14 protein-coding genes are annotated in these 17268 nt (G+C 69.7%); 9 read left to right on the top strand and 5 right to left on the bottom strand.

The features are described from left to right. Window positions 1–88 precede the first annotated feature (88 nt). The gene (locus tag CES90_RS31250) at window positions 89–595 is read left to right on the top strand and encodes a CGNR zinc finger domain-containing protein (RefSeq protein ID WP_189782709.1); all 507 of its coding nucleotides are present in this window, start codon (window positions 89–91) and stop codon (window positions 593–595) included. 261 nt (window positions 596–856) lie between these two features. Here CES90_RS31250 and CES90_RS31245 read toward each other — a convergent pair whose 3' ends face one another. Next, window positions 857–2200 carry a UDP-glucose dehydrogenase family protein gene (locus CES90_RS31245; protein ID WP_189782708.1) on the bottom strand — a complete coding sequence of 448 codons (1344 nt, stop codon included), beginning with the start codon at window positions 2198–2200 and terminating at the stop codon, window positions 857–859. 186 nt (window positions 2201–2386) lie between these two features. On the opposite strand from CES90_RS31245, the gene CES90_RS31240 reads away from it, so the two are divergent. The 7 genes from CES90_RS31240 (at window position 2387) to CES90_RS31210 (ending at window position 8930) form a co-directional block, all read left to right on the top strand. After that, window positions 2387–3544 carry an acyl-CoA dehydrogenase family protein gene (locus CES90_RS31240; RefSeq protein ID WP_268257018.1) on the top strand — a complete coding sequence of 386 codons (1158 nt, stop codon included), beginning with the start codon at window positions 2387–2389 and terminating at the stop codon, window positions 3542–3544. A 271-nt stretch (window positions 3545–3815) separates the two neighbouring features. Continuing rightward, complete coding sequence (locus CES90_RS31235; protein ID WP_189782707.1) at window positions 3816–5141, top strand: methyl-accepting chemotaxis protein; 1326 nt, start codon at window positions 3816–3818, stop codon at window positions 5139–5141. Further along, window positions 5138–5662, top strand: a complete 525-nt coding sequence (locus tag CES90_RS31230; RefSeq protein WP_189782706.1) for a hypothetical protein — start codon at window positions 5138–5140, stop codon at window positions 5660–5662. The genes CES90_RS31235 and CES90_RS31230 overlap by 4 nt, the downstream gene beginning before the upstream one ends. Window positions 5663–5685: 23 nt before the next feature. Further along, entirely contained in the window at window positions 5686–6351 is a 666-nt protein-coding gene (locus CES90_RS31225; protein ID WP_189782705.1) for a vWA domain-containing protein, read from the top strand. Window positions 6352–6361: 10 nt separating this feature from the next. Next, window positions 6362–7492: a protein phosphatase 2C domain-containing protein gene (locus CES90_RS31220; protein ID WP_189782704.1), complete on the top strand. Its 1131-nt coding sequence runs from the start codon at window positions 6362–6364 to the stop codon at window positions 7490–7492. Next, the gene (locus CES90_RS31215; protein ID WP_189782703.1) at window positions 7489–8436 is read left to right on the top strand and encodes a hypothetical protein; all 948 of its coding nucleotides are present in this window, start codon (window positions 7489–7491) and stop codon (window positions 8434–8436) included. Before CES90_RS31220 ends, CES90_RS31215 begins: the two co-directional genes overlap by 4 nt. A gap of 128 nt (window positions 8437–8564) precedes the next feature. Beyond that, complete coding sequence (locus CES90_RS31210; RefSeq protein ID WP_189782702.1) at window positions 8565–8930, top strand: four-helix bundle copper-binding protein; 366 nt, start codon at window positions 8565–8567, stop codon at window positions 8928–8930. Window positions 8931–8992: 62 nt separating this feature from the next. Here the strand turns inward: CES90_RS31210 and CES90_RS31205 are convergent, their stop codons facing one another. After that, on the bottom strand, window positions 8993–10288 hold the full coding sequence (locus CES90_RS31205; protein ID WP_189782701.1) for an LCP family protein: 1296 nt from the start codon (window positions 10286–10288) through the stop codon (window positions 8993–8995). 402 nt (window positions 10289–10690) lie between these two features. Continuing rightward, window positions 10691–12133, bottom strand: coding sequence for an LCP family protein (locus tag CES90_RS31200; protein ID WP_444545335.1), 1443 nt, complete (start codon window positions 12131–12133; stop codon window positions 10691–10693). A gap of 134 nt (window positions 12134–12267) precedes the next feature. Between CES90_RS31200 and CES90_RS31195 the strand changes: the two genes are divergently transcribed. Further along, window positions 12268–13296, top strand: a complete 1029-nt coding sequence (locus tag CES90_RS31195; RefSeq protein ID WP_189782700.1) for a glycosyltransferase family 2 protein — start codon at window positions 12268–12270, stop codon at window positions 13294–13296. 120 nt (window positions 13297–13416) lie between these two features. Here the strand turns inward: CES90_RS31195 and CES90_RS31190 are convergent, their stop codons facing one another. Beyond that, window positions 13417–15132, bottom strand: a complete 1716-nt coding sequence (locus CES90_RS31190; RefSeq protein ID WP_189782699.1) for an LCP family protein — start codon at window positions 15130–15132, stop codon at window positions 13417–13419. Window positions 15133–15396: 264 nt separating this feature from the next. Beyond that, window positions 15397–17142, bottom strand: a complete 1746-nt coding sequence (locus CES90_RS31185; RefSeq protein ID WP_189782698.1) for an LCP family protein — start codon at window positions 17140–17142, stop codon at window positions 15397–15399. Window positions 17143–17268 lie beyond the last annotated feature (126 nt).

Here is a 17268-nt window from a genome sequence, read left to right as displayed (position 1 = left end):
TCCTCAGCTGCGAGATTCGGTTACCTGTGCAAGCGGGTAATCGGTAACGGTTACTCCATGCTGCCGCACAGGGGGTAACATCGCAAGCATGAGCGAGAGAGCGCCCGCCCCCGGTGGCCTGGCCCTCATCGAGAGCCTGGTGAACACGCTGGACCTGGAGTCGGGCACCGACGCCCTGGAGACACCGGAAGGCCGGGCGCGTCTCGACCTCGCGGAGGGTGAGGACCTGTCCGGCATACGGGAGCTGCGCGAATCCCTACGGGTGGCACTGCTGGCCCACGCCGGCCACCCACCGCACCGCCCGGTGACCCCGCTCGGCGCACTCCTGACCGCCGCGCCCCTCGTCGTCGCGATCTCCGCCGAGGACGGCTCGGCGTCCCTGCGCCCCGCCACCGACCCGGCCCCACTGGTCTCCCGTGTGGCGGCGGCCGTGGCCGAGGCCCTCGCCGCCGGCACCTGGCAACGACTCAAGGCCTGCGAGGCCGCCGACTGCCACTGGGCGTACTACGACCGCAGCCCGGCCGGCCGCGGCCGCTGGTGCTCGATGCAGGTGTGCGGGGCACGCGCGAAGATGCGCAGATACCGCGCGAAGTGACCGCGTACTGATCGCTAAGCCACGAAGCGCGGGCCATGAAGCGCGAAGCTGTGAAGCGCGAAGCTGTGAAGCGCGGGCCATGAAGCGCGAAGCTGTGAAGCGCGAAGCCATGAACCGCGAAGCCATGAACCGCGAAGCTGTGAAGAAGGCGCTTCGCGCCCCACCCGCCACCCAGACCATGGACAATAGGAGAAGACGCCGTTCCGGCCGACTGAGCCTCGGCCGGAACGGCGTCACCTTCATGCCCGGCCCCGTGGGCCCCTACGCCGTAGGCCGCCCCATCGCCCGGTACGTCCACCCGGCCTTGCGCCACAGCGCCGGGTCCAGCGCGTTGCGGCCGTCCAGCAGCAGCCGCTTCGACGCCACCTCGCCCAGCGCCGCCGGGTCCAGCTCGCGGAACTCGCGCCACTCGGTCAGATGCAGCACGATGTCGGCGCCCCGTACGGCGTCGAGCGCGGTCTCGGCGTACCCGAGGGTCGGGAAGACCCGCCGGGCGTTGTCCATGCCCTTGGGGTCGTACACCGTGACCTGGCCGCCCTGGAGGTGGATCTGCCCGGCGACGTTCAGGGCGGGTGAGTCGCGTACGTCGTCCGAGTCGGGCTTGAAGGTGGCGCCGAGGACGGCCACGCGCTTGCCCAGGAAGGGGCCGCCGCCCAGCGCCTGTCGCGCCAGTTCGACCATCTGCCCGCGCTGGCGCATGTTGATGGAGTCGATCTCGCGCAGGAACGTCAGTGCCTGGTCGGCCCCCAGCTCACCGGCGCGCGCCATGAACGCCCGGATGTCCTTCGGCAGACAGCCGCCGCCGAAGCCGATGCCGGCCCGCAGGAACTTCTTGCCGATCCGGTCGTCGTGCCCGATGGCCTCCGCCAGCTTGGCGACATCGCCCCCGGAGGCCTCGCACATCTCGGCCATGGCGTTGATGAACGAGATCTTGGTGGCGAGGAAGGAGTTCGCGGAGGTCTTCACCAGCTCGGCGGTCGGGAAGTCGGTGACGACGAAGGGCGAGCCCTCGGCGATGGGTGTGGCGTACACCTCCCGCAACAGCTTCTCGGCGCGCTCACTCCTCACCCCCACCACGATCCGGTCGGGGTGCAGTGTGTCGTTCACGGCGAAGCCCTCGCGCAGGAACTCCGGGTTCCAGGCCAGCTCGGCGTCCTCCCCGACGGGCGCGTGCTCGGCGAGGTAGGCGGCCAGCCGGTCGGCGGATCCGACGGGCACGGTGGACTTGCCGACGACCAGCGCCGGGCCCGTCAGATGCGGGGCGAGCGCGGCGAAGGCGGCGTCGACGTACGACATGTCGCAGGCGTACTCGCCGTGCCGCTGCGGGGTGTTCACGCACACGAAGTGGATGTCACCGAAGGCCGCGACCTCGGCGTAGTCGGTCGTGAAGCGCAACCGCCCGGTGGACCCCTCGATCCCGGCGACATGCCTGCGCAACAGCTCCTCGAGCCCCGGCTCGTACATCGGGACCTCGGCCCTGCGGAGCATGTCGATCTTCTCTTCGACGACATCGAGCCCGAGCACCTCGAAACCCAGCTCGGCCATGGCGGCGGCGTGCGTGGCGCCGAGATAGCCGGTACCGATCACAGTGATCTTGAGGGCCATGGAGTGCTCCTGGGATATGCGGCCGTGAGTGCGCTGCACGAGCATAGTCGGGGCGTGTTCGGCCCCCTCACAGGGCAGTTTCTCCTTGTCGTTCTTCCTGTCGCCAAGCTCACGTATCACTCGCGTGCGCGGGCCCCTAAACTTTGCGTTACTTAACGGTAGTTAGCGTCAGGAGCGTGAGAGACCGTGGCCGGATCGGCTGATTTCGACCTGTACCGCCCGTCCGAGGAGCACGACATGCTCCGCGACGCGATCCGTTCCCTCACCGAGGCGAAGATCGCCCCGTACGCCGCCGCGGTGGACGAGGAGGCCCGCTTCCCCAGGGAGGCGCTTCAGGCGCTGGTCGCGAACGACCTGCACGCCGTCCACGTACCCGAGGAGTACGGCGGCGCCGGTGCCGACGCGCTCGCCACGGTCATCGTGATCGAGGAGGTGGCCCGCGCCTGCGTTTCCTCCTCCCTCATCCCGGCCGTCAACAAGCTCGGCTCGCTCCCGGTGATCCTCTCCGGCTCCGAGGAGCTGAAGAAGAAGTACCTGGGCCCGCTCGCCAAGGGCGACGCGATGTTCTCGTACTGCCTCTCCGAGCCGGACGCGGGCTCCGACGCGGCCGGCATGAAGACGAAGGCGGTCCGCGACGGCGACCACTGGATCCTCAACGGCGTGAAGCGCTGGATCACCAACGCCGGCGAGTCCGAGTACTACACGGTCATGGCGGTCACCGACCCCGAGAAGCGCAGCAAGGGCATCTCCGCCTTCGTCGTCGAGAAGTCCGACGAGGGCGTCTCCTTCGGCGCCCCGGAGAAGAAGCTCGGCATCAAGGGCTCCCCGACCCGCGAGGTCTACCTCGACAACGTCCGCATCCCCGCCGACCGCATGATCGGCGAGGAGGGCACGGGCTTCGCCACCGCGATGAAGACCCTGGACCACACCCGCATCACCATCGCCGCCCAGGCCCTCGGCGTCGCCCAGGGCGCCCTCGACTACGCCAAGGGCTACGTCCAGGAACGCAAGCAGTTCGGCAAGCCGATCGCCGACTTCCAGGGCATCCAGTTCATGCTCGCCGACATGGCCATGAAGGTCACCGCCGCCCGCGCCCTGACCTACCAGGCCGCCGCCGCCTCCGAGCGCGGCGACAGCGACCTCACCTTCCAGGGCGCCGCCGCCAAGTGCTTCGCCTCCGACATCGCCATGGAGGTCACCACGGACGCCGTCCAACTCCTCGGCGGCTACGGCTACACCCGCGACTACCCGGTCGAACGCATGATGCGCGACGCCAAGATCACCCAGATATACGAGGGCACCAACCAGGTCCAGCGCATCGTCATGGCCCGCAACCTGCCGTAAGGCGCGCCTTCCCGGGCCGACCGTGGCCCTCCGTCCTCGCCGGCGGAGGGCCACGCGTGTTTCCCGGCGACGGTCGTTGCCCAACTGCGCCCCTTTACCGCGTAGACCGGGGTCTTGTCACATCTCGGGACGGGTCCCGGCGCCCTGGCCTACTGTCTGTGCTCCTCGGTCACGCGTCGGATGCGTGTGAACTCACGGGGTATGGAGGCAGTTCGTTCCGACGAGCGTCAACTCACCCCGTGTGCCGCCAGGTTGCGTAAGGGGGTGGGGCATGCCTACGGGTGCCCTGATGGACCGCCAAGAGGTCGCTCAGAGCATCGAGGACCTGGCCGAACGGTCGGCGCTCGGGACCCGGAAGGAAGAGCTGACCGCCCTCGCGGACGCGCTTCGGGCCCAGGACGCCTCCGCGCTCGAACCCTGGTCCGAACTCGATCTCCTCGCCGCCTACGCGCGACCGGAGAGCCTCCACGCGGCCCAGGACCAGGTGGCGGAGCACAAGGCCTGGGTCTATGCCGAAGGCGTGCTCGGTTCGCTGGTCTTCGTGCCGCTGCTCCTCACCTGGTACGGCCTGACCCAGGCCTCCAGCGCGTACGAAGCGCTGACGGGAGCGGACCCGAAAGCCGCCTCCCGGCCGTTCCTGCAACTCTGGCAGTCAGGTTTCGAGGGGCACCTCACCGGCGCCTTCACCTTCGGCCACGTGGCGATGAGCGCCACGGCGGCCATCGCGCTGCTCTTCACCCTGATCCTCGTGCACGGTCTGCGCCGGTCCGCCGTGACCCACCGGGAGGAAGCCGCGGAGCGGGCCTGCGAAGAGCTGATGGCGCAGCTCGTACCGGCACTGACCTGTGCCCAGCTGGTGGTCAACCAGCAGCGGCACGCCTCACCGCAGCGCTTCGCCGCCGAGCTGTCCTCGGCGGCCTCGACCCTCAACAAGCTGGGCAGCAACGCCCTTCGCCTCCAGAAGGACCTGACGTCGGCGGCATCGGTCGTGGGCGATGCGCTGGAGGCGGCAGAGCGACGGCTGGCCGGGGTGGACACCTCCATCCGGCCCCTGGAGGCCGCGGCGGGCCGCATCGAGGCCGCCGTCAGCGACAGCGGAGTGCAGGTCCGCAAGGCGCTCGACGACGTCCGCGACGCCAGCAGCGGGGTGCGGCTCGCCGTGGAGGGCGCCGGCGGCCGCGTCGAGGAGTCGGTCACCGTACTGGCCGCGGCCCAGCGCGCCCACACCACGGGCATGGAGGTCGCCTCCGACGTTTCCGCCCAACTGCTGGGCAGGATCGGCGAGATCACCGAGGACACGGCCCGTGCGGTCGAGGAGTCCCAGCAGGCGGTGCGCGAGCTGGGTGCCCACACGGAGGCGTTGCGCGCGGCGGCCGAGGGATTCGCGCGCCTCGCCGACGCACTGCGGACGGACCCGTCGGTGCGACTGGTGCGGGTGACCGACGTCCAGGACCAGGACCAGGACCAGGTCCAGGACCATCAGGACCCCGGACAGCCGACCCCCGCGGACCGGAGCCCCGAGACCCCGCAACCGCCTACGGCGCTCCCGGTCGAGGCCCGACCCCGCGGGAAGGGACTGTGGGGGCTGTGGGGATGAAACGGGCGACGAGTCCGAAGGGCCGCCGGAGGTTCGAGCCGCTGCACCTGGCGGGGTGGCTGTTCGCGGACATGCTGCTCGTCCTCGCCCTGGTGGCCATGGGCGACCAGGCCGATCCGCTCGCCGCGAAGCCCGACAGACCCTCGGCCTCGCCCTCGCCGTCCCCATCGCCCTCGGCGACGCCCAAGAAGCCCAAGCCCAAGCCCAAGCCCAAGGGCCCGCGGGCCGTCGTGCGGACGCCGGTCAAGGTGGCCATCAACGCCAGAGCCGGGGACAAGGACGCCATTCTGCGCGGCCTGCGCAGGGTGACGGAACGGTACGCGGGGCGGCAGGCCGCCTTCGTGCTGACCTTCGGCCGCCACCCCGACCCGGGGGGCGGAGGGGCCTACGCGCACGACGTCAACGCCCTGCTGGAGAAGGCCCGTCCGGACATGTTCCGCGGCGCCACCACACGCGACTTCTGGAAGGGCGGAGCCTCCTCGGGCCACGCCGACATCGAGATCTACTTCTACACCTACTGAGCCACGTCCCGGAGGTACCGACCTTGCAGATCCTGCCCTTCTACCTGCTCTGTGACGAGTCGGGGTCGATGATCGGCGAGTCGATCGATGCCATCAACCGCGCTCTCCCGGACCTTCACCACGAGATCAGCACCAACCCCACCGTCGCCGACAAGACGCGCTTCTGCCTCATCGGGTTCTCGGACACAGCCACCGTGCTGCAGCCGCTCGTCGACCTCAGCGACATCGACGAGGTGCCGGCGCTGGCGGCCGGCGGGCTCACCTCCTACGGTGACGCGTTCCGCACACTGCTGCGCTGCGTCGAGGCCGACGTGGCCGCGCTCAAGGCGGAGGGCCACGAGGTGTACCGCCCGGTGGTCTTCTTCCTGTCCGACGGCATCCCCACCGACGAGGACTGGGAGCAGGCGTACAAGGAGCTCACCGAGTCCCGGTTCTGCCCCAAGATCATCTCCTTCGGCATCGGCGAGGCGCAGGAGGCCACGATCGCGCACGTCGCGAACTTCCGGGCGTTCATGCAGAAGGACAGCGCGGTGTCACCGGCCCAGGCGCTGCGCGAGTTCGCGTCCAGCCTCACACGGTCGATCGTCCGCTCGGCCGGGAGCATCGCGGCGGACGGCGGCGACGGGTTCACCCTGGCCGTGGACGACACCGTGCCGGGGTTCTCCACCGTTTCCCTCGACAAGCTGTGAGGCCGTACCGATGGGAGAGGACAGAAACGCCGCACGCATGAACGCCGGACCGTCCCACGCCGCCCTGGAGCCGTCCCACGCCGCCCTGGAGCCGTCCGATCCGCTGGAGGAGACGTGGCGGACCGTCGACCAGGTCTTCTCCGAACCCCTGCAGCGGCCCGCCCCACCCGCCACCACCGTCACCGAGGCCACGCCGCCGTCTCCACCCCCATCGGACGGCACCGCGCCGCACATCCCTGTTCTCGGCGTCCCGCGGCACTCCGGCCCGAAGCCGCCCCTGTATCCGGCGGAACCCCGTCGCATCCCGGCGGTCCGCCGTGACCCGACCGCGGCCCTGATCCCGGACATCGTGGTGGACGGGGCCGCCTATGGCTCCCTGACCGTGCGAGCCGCCTCCGTACGCGGCGACTCGCACCGCTACCAGAGCGAGCCGCGCCAGGACTCCCTCGCGCTGACCCGCATCGGAGAGCCCGGCCGTGACGAACTGCTGCTGCTCGCCGTGGCGGACGGCGTGGGGTCGGCCGCCCGTTCCCACGTGGGCTCACAGGAGGCCTGCCGGCTGGCCGCGCTGCACCTCGACGCCGCCTCCGCCGAGCTCACCGAGGCGCTCCGCGCGGGCGACCAGGGCCGCTTCGCCTCGCTGGTGGAGACCCAGATGCAGCGAGTCGGAACGCTCCTGACCCACCACGCCCACGAGCGGGGAGACGATCCGGCCGCGTACGCCACCACCCTGCGCTGCCTGCTCGTACCCCAGGACCCGGAGATCCGCACCCGCGGATTCCTGGCCGTCGGCGACGGCGGCACCGCGCTGCTGCGCGCCGCGGAGTGGCACCTGGCCCTGACGGATCCGGAGCAGGGTGACGACGGGATGATCGACACCCGCACCGCGGCGTTGCCGCACGACCACGGCGTACGCGCGCGCCTCCTCGGCCCGGCCCTCCCCGGCGACGTACTCGTCCTGTGCACCGACGGCCTGTCCGCACCGCTCGCCGGGGACGGCGGGATGCGCGACTTCCTGCGCTCCGCCTGGGGCTCCGGGACCGCGCCCGCGCCGGCCGACTTCCTGTGGCAGCTGCAGTACCGGGTGAAGTCGTACGACGACGACCGCACCGCGGTCGTCCTGTGGGAGGGCACGCCATGAGCCCCGTCGACGGAGCCGATGTCACCCTGCACACCCTGGCCCTGGGTGACCGCATCGGCGACGGCGGCCAGGGCGAGGTCTTCGACGTCACCGGACCGGGACGGCTGCTGTACAAGAGCTACCGCGAGCCGCACAAGGTCGACGGCAAGGAACTCGCCGCTCTCGTCGCCCTCCGCCAGGGCCTCGCCCCCGCCGACCGGGACCGTCTGGACCGGGAGACCGCCTGGCCGCTGTGCCGGGTCGTGGACGGCGGCCGGGTGACCGGCTTCCTCATGCACCGTGCGCCGGACAGCATGACGTGGCGGACCTCGCGCGGCGACACCCGGCTGAACGAGCTGTCGTACCTGCTCCGGGCCCCCAAAGCCGCATGGCAGGCCGTCGCGCAGCCGACACCGGCGGAACGCCACGCCCTGGTCGTGGCCGCCGTGGAGCTGTTCCAGTGGCTGCACGCGCTGGGCCTGGTCGTGGGTGACGTGTCACAGGCGAACGTGCTGTGGACCGTACGGCCGGGGCCCGCCGTACACCTCCTGGACTGCGACGGCGTACGGCTCGTGGGACGGCCGCCGGTCCTGGAGCAGGCGGACACACCGGACTGGCACGACCCGCTGGCCGTGCCCGGGACGGTCACCGTCGACAGCGACCGCTACAAGGTGGCCCTGCTGGTGGGCCGTGTGCTGAGTCAGGACGCGTACAGTGCCCCCGGCCGGCGGCTGGAACCGCTGCCCGGTGTGCTCGACGACCGGCGCGAGCACGCGGTCAGGGCTCTGTGGGACCAGGCGGCCGAGCCGCGTGGTGGCAGACCGCACCTCGGTCAGTGGCGTATCGCACTGGCCGGCCGCGAGACGATCAGGCTCGCCGCCGCCGAGCCGGCCGTGAGGCCGCCCGTGGACCGCACGAAGGTCGACGGCCCGCGCAGACGCGGGCGGATCAGTCTGCGGGACTGACCCCCCCGTGAGGGATATGTCATGGATTGCTCGGGTCCGTCCCATGGCGCGGAGCGCCGGGCAGGCGTAGGACGGAAGTGCACGGGGCCCGCCCGGGTCCCCCGCTCCCACCATCTCCAGGAGGAGCCATGAAGCAGCAGGCCGGAACGATGACCGCGATGAGCAAGGAGATGCAGGACTGCGTCGACACCTGCATGACGTGCCACAGCGTGTGCGAGGAGACCATGAGCTCCTGCATGCAGGCCGGCGGCCAGGACCGGATGCAGATCATGCGCGCGCTGATGGACTGCGCCGAGATGACCCGCATGTGCGCGGACATGATGATGCGGCGCTCGCCGCTGTCCACCGAGATGTGCGCGATGTGCGCCCGCGCCTGTGACATGTGTGCCGAGGCGTGTATGGCCATGCCGGACGACCAGCAGATGACGCGCTGCGCCGAGGCGTGTCGCCGCTGCTCCGAGACGTGCCGGTCGATGGCGGGCGCGACCGCCTGACCACGCCGCCGCACGACGGAGGGGCACCCCCCAGGGGATGCCCCTCTCTCAGGTGGTCCGGGTCAGTTGCCCGACACCGTCACCGTCTCGTCGTTCTTCAACTGCTCCACCAGCTGCTTCACCTTCGTGGTGTCCCACTGGAGGTTGCCGTTGGCGGAGTTGCCCGAGATCGGGATGTTCATGGACTTGCCGTCGCCGCCCGTCACGCCCTTCATCGCCCAGAACATGTCGGCCAGGTCGTACAGGCTCATGTCCTTGTCGACGATCAGGGTGTCCAGACCCGCGCTCATCGTCGGGTACAGCTTGAACGGGTTCAGCACCGTGCTCGGCGTCGCCGTCTGGTTGGCGAGGGCCGCGAGGAACTTCTGCTGGTTCTTCGTACGGTCCAGGTCGCTGCCCGCGAGGGCGTAGCGGGTCCGGACGAAGGCGAGGGCCTGCTCGCCGTTCAGGGTCTGCGGGCCCGCCTCGAAGTTGGCACCGGACTTGGTGTCCTTCATGCCGCCCTTGGGGATCTCGATCTCCACGCCGCCGACCGCGTCGACGATGTTCGCGAAGCCCGCGAAGCCGATCTCGACGTAGTGGTCGATGTGCAGGCCCGTGTTGGCCTCGACGGTGCGGACCAGCAGCTCCGGGCCGTCCTCCGCGTACGCCGCGTTCAGCTTCACCTGGCGGCCGGTGCCCGGGAAGGTCTTGCCGGACTCGGAGCCGACGAAGGTCGGGATCTCGACGTTCGAGTCACGGGGGAGGGATATGAGGGTGGGCCCGTTGGAGCCGGTGTGCAGGATCATCATCGAGTCCGTGCGCTTGCCGTCGGCGGACCCGGTGTGGAGTTCCTTCTTCTGCTCGTCGGACAGACCCTCACGGCTGTCGGAGCCGACGATCAGGTAGTTGGTGCCCTCGCCCGCCTCAGGTCGTTCGATGACCTTGGAGAGGTCGACCTCACGGTTCAGCTTGGAGTCGGCCCAGAAGTACGTGCCTATCGTCGTCGCCAGCAGGACGACGGTGGCCGTGATCGCCGTCACCTTGATACGGCGGCGCCAGTCCGGCGCGGGGCGGTCACCGCGGCCGCCGTGGCCACCGGGGGCGCCCGGGCCGCCGGCGCCGTACACCTGGCCGGTGTTGTAGTCGCTGTTGTGGCCGCCGCCGTACTGGTCGGGGCCGTTGCCGTAACCGTCACCGTACGGGTCGTTGTACGAGTCGCCGTACGACGGCTGTTGTGGCACGCCGCCCTGCGGGGGTGCCGACGGGCCGCGACGGACCTGGCGCATCACGCGCGCCCCGTCGGGCTGTGCGCTCGCGCTTCCGTGTCCGTAGCCGCCGCGGTTGTTGCCGGACCATCCCTCGGGCCAATCGTTCATGCGCCCCAGTGTGCAGTGCCGAGCTGTGTTGTTTACAAGGGCCGATGAAAAACAAAGGCAGGGCTGTTGCCAAGCTGACACAAATCGCACGCATGTGTAGAGGGCCGGGCACCCCGCAGGTCGGAGGTGCTCGCTATCGAACACTTGCCCAGTGCTCCACCCTTCAGGGTCGAGGTGCAGGGCATCCTGCCGGTAGTGACACGGAGGGACGCGGCGGCATGGCTAAGATCGCTTTGTCCGACAACGGAGTTGTGCTACCGCCGGACGGGCGGGAAGTCAGGCCTGCGGAGGCCGTGTAAGACCGACTCTCACCGGTCGGCGGTGGCCTGTGAAACAGGAACCCGCGGTGGTACCGCGTAGCGGTACGGACCGGAATCTCCTGCCCTCGGGCAGGAGAGGACGTCAAGGGGCGCACGACACCTCGTCGCCCCTCAGTACTTTGGCCTCCTCCCGCTGGGGATCCTCCACCCGTACCTTCCGCACCTGCTTGAAGTCCTTGCCCGCGATGACCTTCATGGTGGGGCCCTGGCCGCGCACCGTGCGGAGTTCCGCGCCGGGGAGGGCGGTGGCCAGGGACTTCGCCGAACGGTCCCAGCGGGGGTCGTAGAGGACGACGGTGCGGCGAACGTCACTTCGGGGGGCGTTCACGGGGGTCTTCGTGGTGCGGAAGCCGGTGGCCGCCAGCTGTCTGTCCATCGTCCTGCCGAGGCCGGCCACCGTCGTGCCGTTCGCCACCTGGACGCGGATCTGCTGGGGGGCCACGTCGACCGGGGCGTACTTGACGCGGCTCTTGTACGGGGCGAGGGGGCGGTCGTCGCGGAGAGCCCTGAAGATGCGGGCGGACTTGGTGCCGTCCCACTTGAGCGTCGAGCCGATGCCCTTCACGGGGTAGCCCATGCGATCGATGGGGACGGTGGTGAACTCGGAGGAGGCGGCGGTGAGGTTGCGCAGGGCGCGGCCGAGGTCGATCAGCTCGCCGGTGCCGAACCCCTTGTCGGCGCGGACGGAGCCGAGGACGGCCCGGGTGATGTCGCGGAACTTCATGGGGTTCAACAGCACCCCGGAGGACGTCGCCTGGGACATCAGGGACGCCATGAAGCGTTGCTGGCGCTTCATGCGGCCGAGGTCGGAGGAGCCGTCGGTGTGGCGGGAGCGGACGTACTGGAGGGCCTGGCCGCCGTCGAGTTCATGGGTGCCGACGGGGAGGTCGAGGCCGGTGTAGGAGTCCTTCAGTGGCTCGGCGGTGCAGATTTCGACGCCGCCGAGGACGTCCACGGTCCGCATGAAGCTGGTGAAGTCGACCTCCACATAGTGGTCGATCTTCACCTTGGTCATGTGCTCGACCGTGCGCACGGTGAGCTGCGGGCCGCCCTCCGCGTAGGCCGCGTTCAGCTTGATCGGGTGGGCCGGGTGGGCCTTCCCGGTGGTGTGGTCGGTGTGCGCGGGGGCCTCGGCGTACGAGTCGCGCGGCAGGCTCACGATGCTGGCCCGCTCACGGTCCTCCGCGATGTGGACGATCATCATCGTGTCCGTGCAGTGACAGGGGGCGCCGCCGAGGCGGTACTTGCGGCGCTCCTCCTCGCTGATCCGGTCTCGGCTGTCGGTGCCGACCAGCAGGACGTTCATGCCGTGGCCCGCCTCGGGGCGGTTCTTCATGTCCTTGAAGGGGTCGACCCGGTCGATCTCGCCGTCCAGGCGCGTGACCACCGCGTGCCCGATGCCCGCGGCGGCCAGCACCACCACCGACAGCGTGGTCGCCGCCCGCATGGCCCAGCTCGTCCTGCGTGGACGTACGGGCGGTCGGGGCTGCTGGGGCCGGGCGGGGTGGCGGGGCGGTGTGGGCACGGGAGATACCTCCGCGAGACCGGTCAGGGGAGTGGGGGATCCGTGAGCACCGTAGGCCCATACGATCTGCGGCCCGTCCCGGCGACCGGGCGGCGCGCGTCGGTGTCCCCCGTTCGCGGTAACGTGAGCCCCCTATGAACGCCAAGCCCGACGTGCAGCTCCCCGCCGTGTCCGTCATCATGCCCGTCCTCAACGAGGAGCGGCATCTGCGCGGCGCCGTCCAAGCGATCCTCGCGCAGGAGTACGCCGGTGAGATGGAGGTCGTGATCGCCCTCGGTCCGTCCACGGACCGCACGGACGAGATCGCGGCCCAGCTTGTCTCGGAAGACCTGCGCGTACACACCGTGCCCAACCCCACCGGTCGTACGCCCGCCGCGCTCAACGCCGCGATCAAGGCCTCCCGCCACCCGATCGTCGTCCGCGTCGACGGCCACGGGATGCTCTCGCCGAACTACATCGCCACCGCCGTACGGCTCCTGGAGGAGACCGGCGCGCAGAACGTCGGCGGGATCATGCACGCCGAGGGCGAGAACGACTGGGAGCACGCCGTCGCCGCCGCCATGACCTCGAAGATCGGGGTGGGGAACGCGGCGTTCCACACGGGTGGTGAGGCCGGTCCGGCCGAGACGGTCTACCTCGGCGTCTTCCGGCGCGAAGCCCTTGAACAGCAGGGCGGCTACAACGTGGAGTTCATCCGCGCCCAGGACTGGGAGCTGAACTTCCGGATCCGTGAGGCGGGCGGCCTCATCTGGTTCTCGCCCGAGCTGCGGGTGTCGTACCGGCCGCGGCCCAGCGTGAAGGCGCTCGCCAAGCAGTACAAGGACTACGGCCGTTGGCGCCACGTCGTCGCCCGCTACCACGAGGGCTCCATCAACCTGCGCTACCTCGCCCCGCCGACCGCGGTGTGCGCGATCGTGGCCGGGCTGCTGGTGGGCAGCCTGCTGACCCCGCTGGGTTTCGTCATCCCCGGCGGCTACCTCGCGGCGATCGTCGCGGGCTCGATACCGGCGGGCAAGGGGCTGCCGCTCAAGGCCCGCCTCCAGATCCCCGTCGCCCTCGCCACGATGCACATGTCCTGGGGCTTCGGCTTCCTCACCAGCCCCAAGTCGCTGGCGAAGAAGGTCATCGCCTCGCGCCGCCCCGCGGTGCTCATGGAGAGCTGAGCGCGAAGGACGTACGAGTCGGGCCCCTCTCGATCACGAGAGGGGCCCGATTCATGTACGGCTTCACGGCTTCCACGGCTTCTACCGCTTCCACGGCTACTACGGCTTCCGGGACGGCGGCTACCAGGTGAAGTCCGGGTCGACCTCCATACAGGCCTTCTTGTTCGCACCGTTCAGGACGTCCGCCGACTCCGGAGTCGTGTCGTCCGCCTTCTCGGCTGCGGCGGCCTTGTACTCCGTTCCCTCCCGCCAGTCGGCACCCACGACCAGCGTGACCCCGCTGACATTCGTGGACCTCTCCACCTGGCTCAGCGGGATGCCGAGGGCCTCGGCGACCGCCTGGGCGTCGCCTTCCAACTCGGCGCTCGGGTAGCGCACGACCGTCTTGTCCTCGGCGGTCGCGGTGGTCGCGTCGGACGAGGCCTTGGCGAAGCCCTCCTCGACGAGCAGCCCGGAGATGGTGCTCGCGCGCCCGCTCACCGGACCGAGCGTGGACGTCATGGTGCCGTTCTGCACGAGAACGCCGATCTCGCCCTTCTCCGCGGCCGGGTCGTGGGAGGTCTCGTCCGCGGTCGGCGCCGACGTCTTCTTCTTGTCCTTGCCGTCGAGCGCGATGTCCTCGCGCACCAGCCGGAACAGCTTCTCCGCGTCACCTTCCTTGGGCACCACACGCGCGCCCACATAGGTGTACGGCATCGTCGTCATCGTGATCCGGGCCGGCTCGACCTTGCGCAGCTCCGTGCTGAGGTCGTACAGCCTCGTCACCGTGCCGAGGCCCTCGTCGACGGTGAGCGCCTGCGTGGCCTCCTCGGCGAGCATGCGCAGCTTGTTCGGGTTGGTGATCGTGGCGTTCTCGCGCAGCTCGCGGACCATCGCGTTCATGTACATGTGCTGCGCCTTGGCGCGCGCGATGTCGCTGCCGTCCTCGAAGCCGTACCGGGTGCGCAGCCACTGCAGGGCCTGCTTGCCCTGGATGTACGTGGTGCCCTTCTCCAGCTTCAGCCCCGAGCCCTTGCCCGTGCTGGTGTGCGAGTAGATGTTGTCGGTCACACACACCGGCACGCCGCCGATCGCGTCGGCCATCGACACCACACCCGCGAAGTCGACCATCATGAAGTGGTCGATGTGGATCCCGGTCAGCTCCTGCCAGGTGGCGACCGTGCAGCCGGGGCCGCCGCGGCCCAGCGACTCGTTCGTCATGACCCGGCCGTGCGACGCCTCGTACACCTCACCGGTGTCGGGGTCCGTGCACTTGGGGATCTCCAGCAGGGTGTCGCGGGGCATGCTGATCACCGACATGTTGGAGCGGTCGGCCGACAGGTGCAGCAGCATCTGGACATCGGCGAGCGGGGTGGAGCCGAAGGTCTCCTTGGCGCCGCCGAGTTCCTGGTTCTCCTTGGTGTCCCGCGCGTCGGAGCCGATGAGGAGGATGTTCAGCGGGGTCTGACCGAAGGCGTTGGGGGTCGGCTCGGCGATCTTCGTGTCGCCGAGGTTCAGCTTCTCCTTCTTGATGTTGCTGTTGAGGTGCTCGTAGTAGAGATAGCCGGCCGCCGCCGTGCCGAGTATCACGACCGCCAGAACCATCGCCGACCAGCGCAGAACCCGCCGGCGGCGAGGCCGGCCGGGGGCACCGGCGCGCTTGTGCCCATCGCCGTCCCCGTCGCCGCCTTTTTTGTCGCCCTTCTCGTCGCCGTCCCGCCCGTGCTGCTCCGGGATTCTGGCGCCCGCGCCCTCGTCGTCGTTCGAGCCGCCCTCCCGGCCCGGACCCGCCTCGTCGGACGCGGACTCTTCGACGCGCGGCTGCCCCCCGTCCCCGCGCACGTCGCTCCGTACCATCTCCCTGCCCCTCCTCACCCTGCCGTGCCGACGGGACCGTCCCCGCCTCCTGTTGGACCTTCGAGACCCCAACTGGGATGTACTCATGTCCTGTTGAACTCGCCCCGTGTCCCGGTCGGCTGACATCCGCTGACATCCGCTGACATCCGCCACGGGCGCGCACCGGACCGGGCGGGCGCTTCCCGCGCCCGCCCGGTACCTCACTTCACTACTGCGTGCGTCCTGTCAGACGCGGTACGACCCCGTCAGGTCAGCACCCAGCCGTCAACTGGCGCACTTTTCCTTGTCCGCGGTGCTCTTGTCGACGTCCAGGTTCGCCGCCGACGATCCGCTCAGCGACACACCGGCGCCCTTGAAGTCCTTGCCCAGGGTCAGCACCATCGCGGACACCCCCTGGGAGGTCTCCTCGCTGTTGCCCTCGCCGGGCTTCAGCGCGGACGCGGACAGCCCCATCAGGTCGGCCAGCTTGCGCGCCTGGTCGGCCTGGTCGGGGTCGTACGCGAGGGTCGTCTTCGACAACGTCTTGTCGGCGTTGCCGAGCTGGCTCGACTTGGTCACGCCGACATCATTCTGCAGCCAGTTGAGCGTCTCCTGTGCGCTGCCCGCGGGTGCGCCACCGTTGTAGACGTTGACCCGCACCTCGGAGGCGTCGGCGCGCGTGCCCTTGAGCTTCGCTGCCTGCTTCTGCTTGGCCTGCTTCTTCACCTCGGTGAGGGAGATGTCGTTCTTGATGGTCTCGAAGAGCTGCTCGGCCTTGCCCGGCGTGGGCAGCACGGTCGCGCCGTCGGTGTTGTCGACCACCGGCACCGTCGTGAACGAGATGTTCTTCGTCTTGACCTTGCCGACCTCCTGGCCGAGCGAGGCCAGCTTCTTGATGTCGGAGATCTGGTCGTCGACGGACAGTGCGCTGGTGGCCGCCTCCGCGAGGTTCAGCACCTTCGTCGGGTCAGTGAGCGTGTCCTCGGACTTCATCTGGCGGATCATCGAGCTGAGGAACTGCTGCTGCAGCTCGATCCGGCTCAGGTCGCTGCCGAAGCCCACGCTGTAGCGGGTGCGCAGGAACGCCAGCGCCTGCTCGCCCTCGATGGTGTGCTTGCCCTTGGAGAGGTTCAGCTTGGACTTGCTGTCCTTGATGGGCTTCGCCAGACAGACCTCGACACCGCCGATGGCCGTGGAGAGCGTCTTCACCGCGTTGAAGTCCGCCACCATGAAGTGGTCGAGCTTGATCCCGGTCAGCTCGGTGACGGTCCGCATCGTGCAGCTCGGCGTACGGTCGTCCTGGCCGAGGCTCGTGTTGAACCGCACGTCGTCCGTGCCCTTGATGATCTTCGTGGAGCCGTCCTCCTGCTTGGTGGGACAGTCCGGGATGTCCACGACCATGTCGCGCGGGATGCTCATCGCGGTCGCGTTCGTACGGTCCTTGGAGACGTGCAGCAGGATCGTGGTGTCCGCGTGGCCGACGCTGCCGGAGTCGCCGTACTTCTCGTTGCCCTCACCGGTGCGCTTGTCGGTGCCGATCACCAGGAGGTTGATCGCGCGGTCCTTGCTGAAGCCGCCGGTGCCTGCCCCGTCGTTCGAGATCTTGTTGATGTTGCTGTTGAGGTGCTGGTAGTAGAGGTAGCCCGCCGCGCTCACCCCGACCAGCAGGAACGCCAGCGTGCCGCCGGTCCACACCAGTATGCGTTTGCCTGTGGACTTCTTGGGCTTCGTACGGCCCCGGCCGCCGCGCCGGCCCGGCAGCGGCTCCTCCTCCGCCGGGGCGCCCCGCCGACGGCGCGGCCCGGGGACCACGTCGGGGACGTCCCGGGTGCCCGGAAGCGTCGCGGCGCGAGCGGGCCGTCCTGCCGCTCTCGCGCCCGCCGTCGCGGGAGTGGCACTGCGCGGCCTCGGCACCCCCGATTGCGCTGCGGAAGGGGTCAGTCGCAGTTCGTATTCACCGGTGTTCGGGTTGAGTACCCACTGGTCTGCGGGGTCGATGTCGTCCGCCCGCCCACGGCCTTGCGCGTCCACGGTTGTCTATTCCTCCGTCGGGGCCACGCGGCGTCTTCCCCCTCAAAAGACGCTCGGGTCTCGCTGCAAGTGGTGCGTGACCGGGAAGGCCTGACACACCGGAGCGTTCACACTAGCCGCACGATC

This window comes from Streptomyces capitiformicae, from assembly GCF_002214185.1.
GTDB lineage: Bacteria > Actinomycetota > Actinomycetes > Streptomycetales > Streptomycetaceae > Streptomyces > Streptomyces capitiformicae.
The sequence above is the reverse complement of the archived record's forward strand: the minus strand, read 5'-3'. Positions and strand labels throughout refer to the sequence as shown.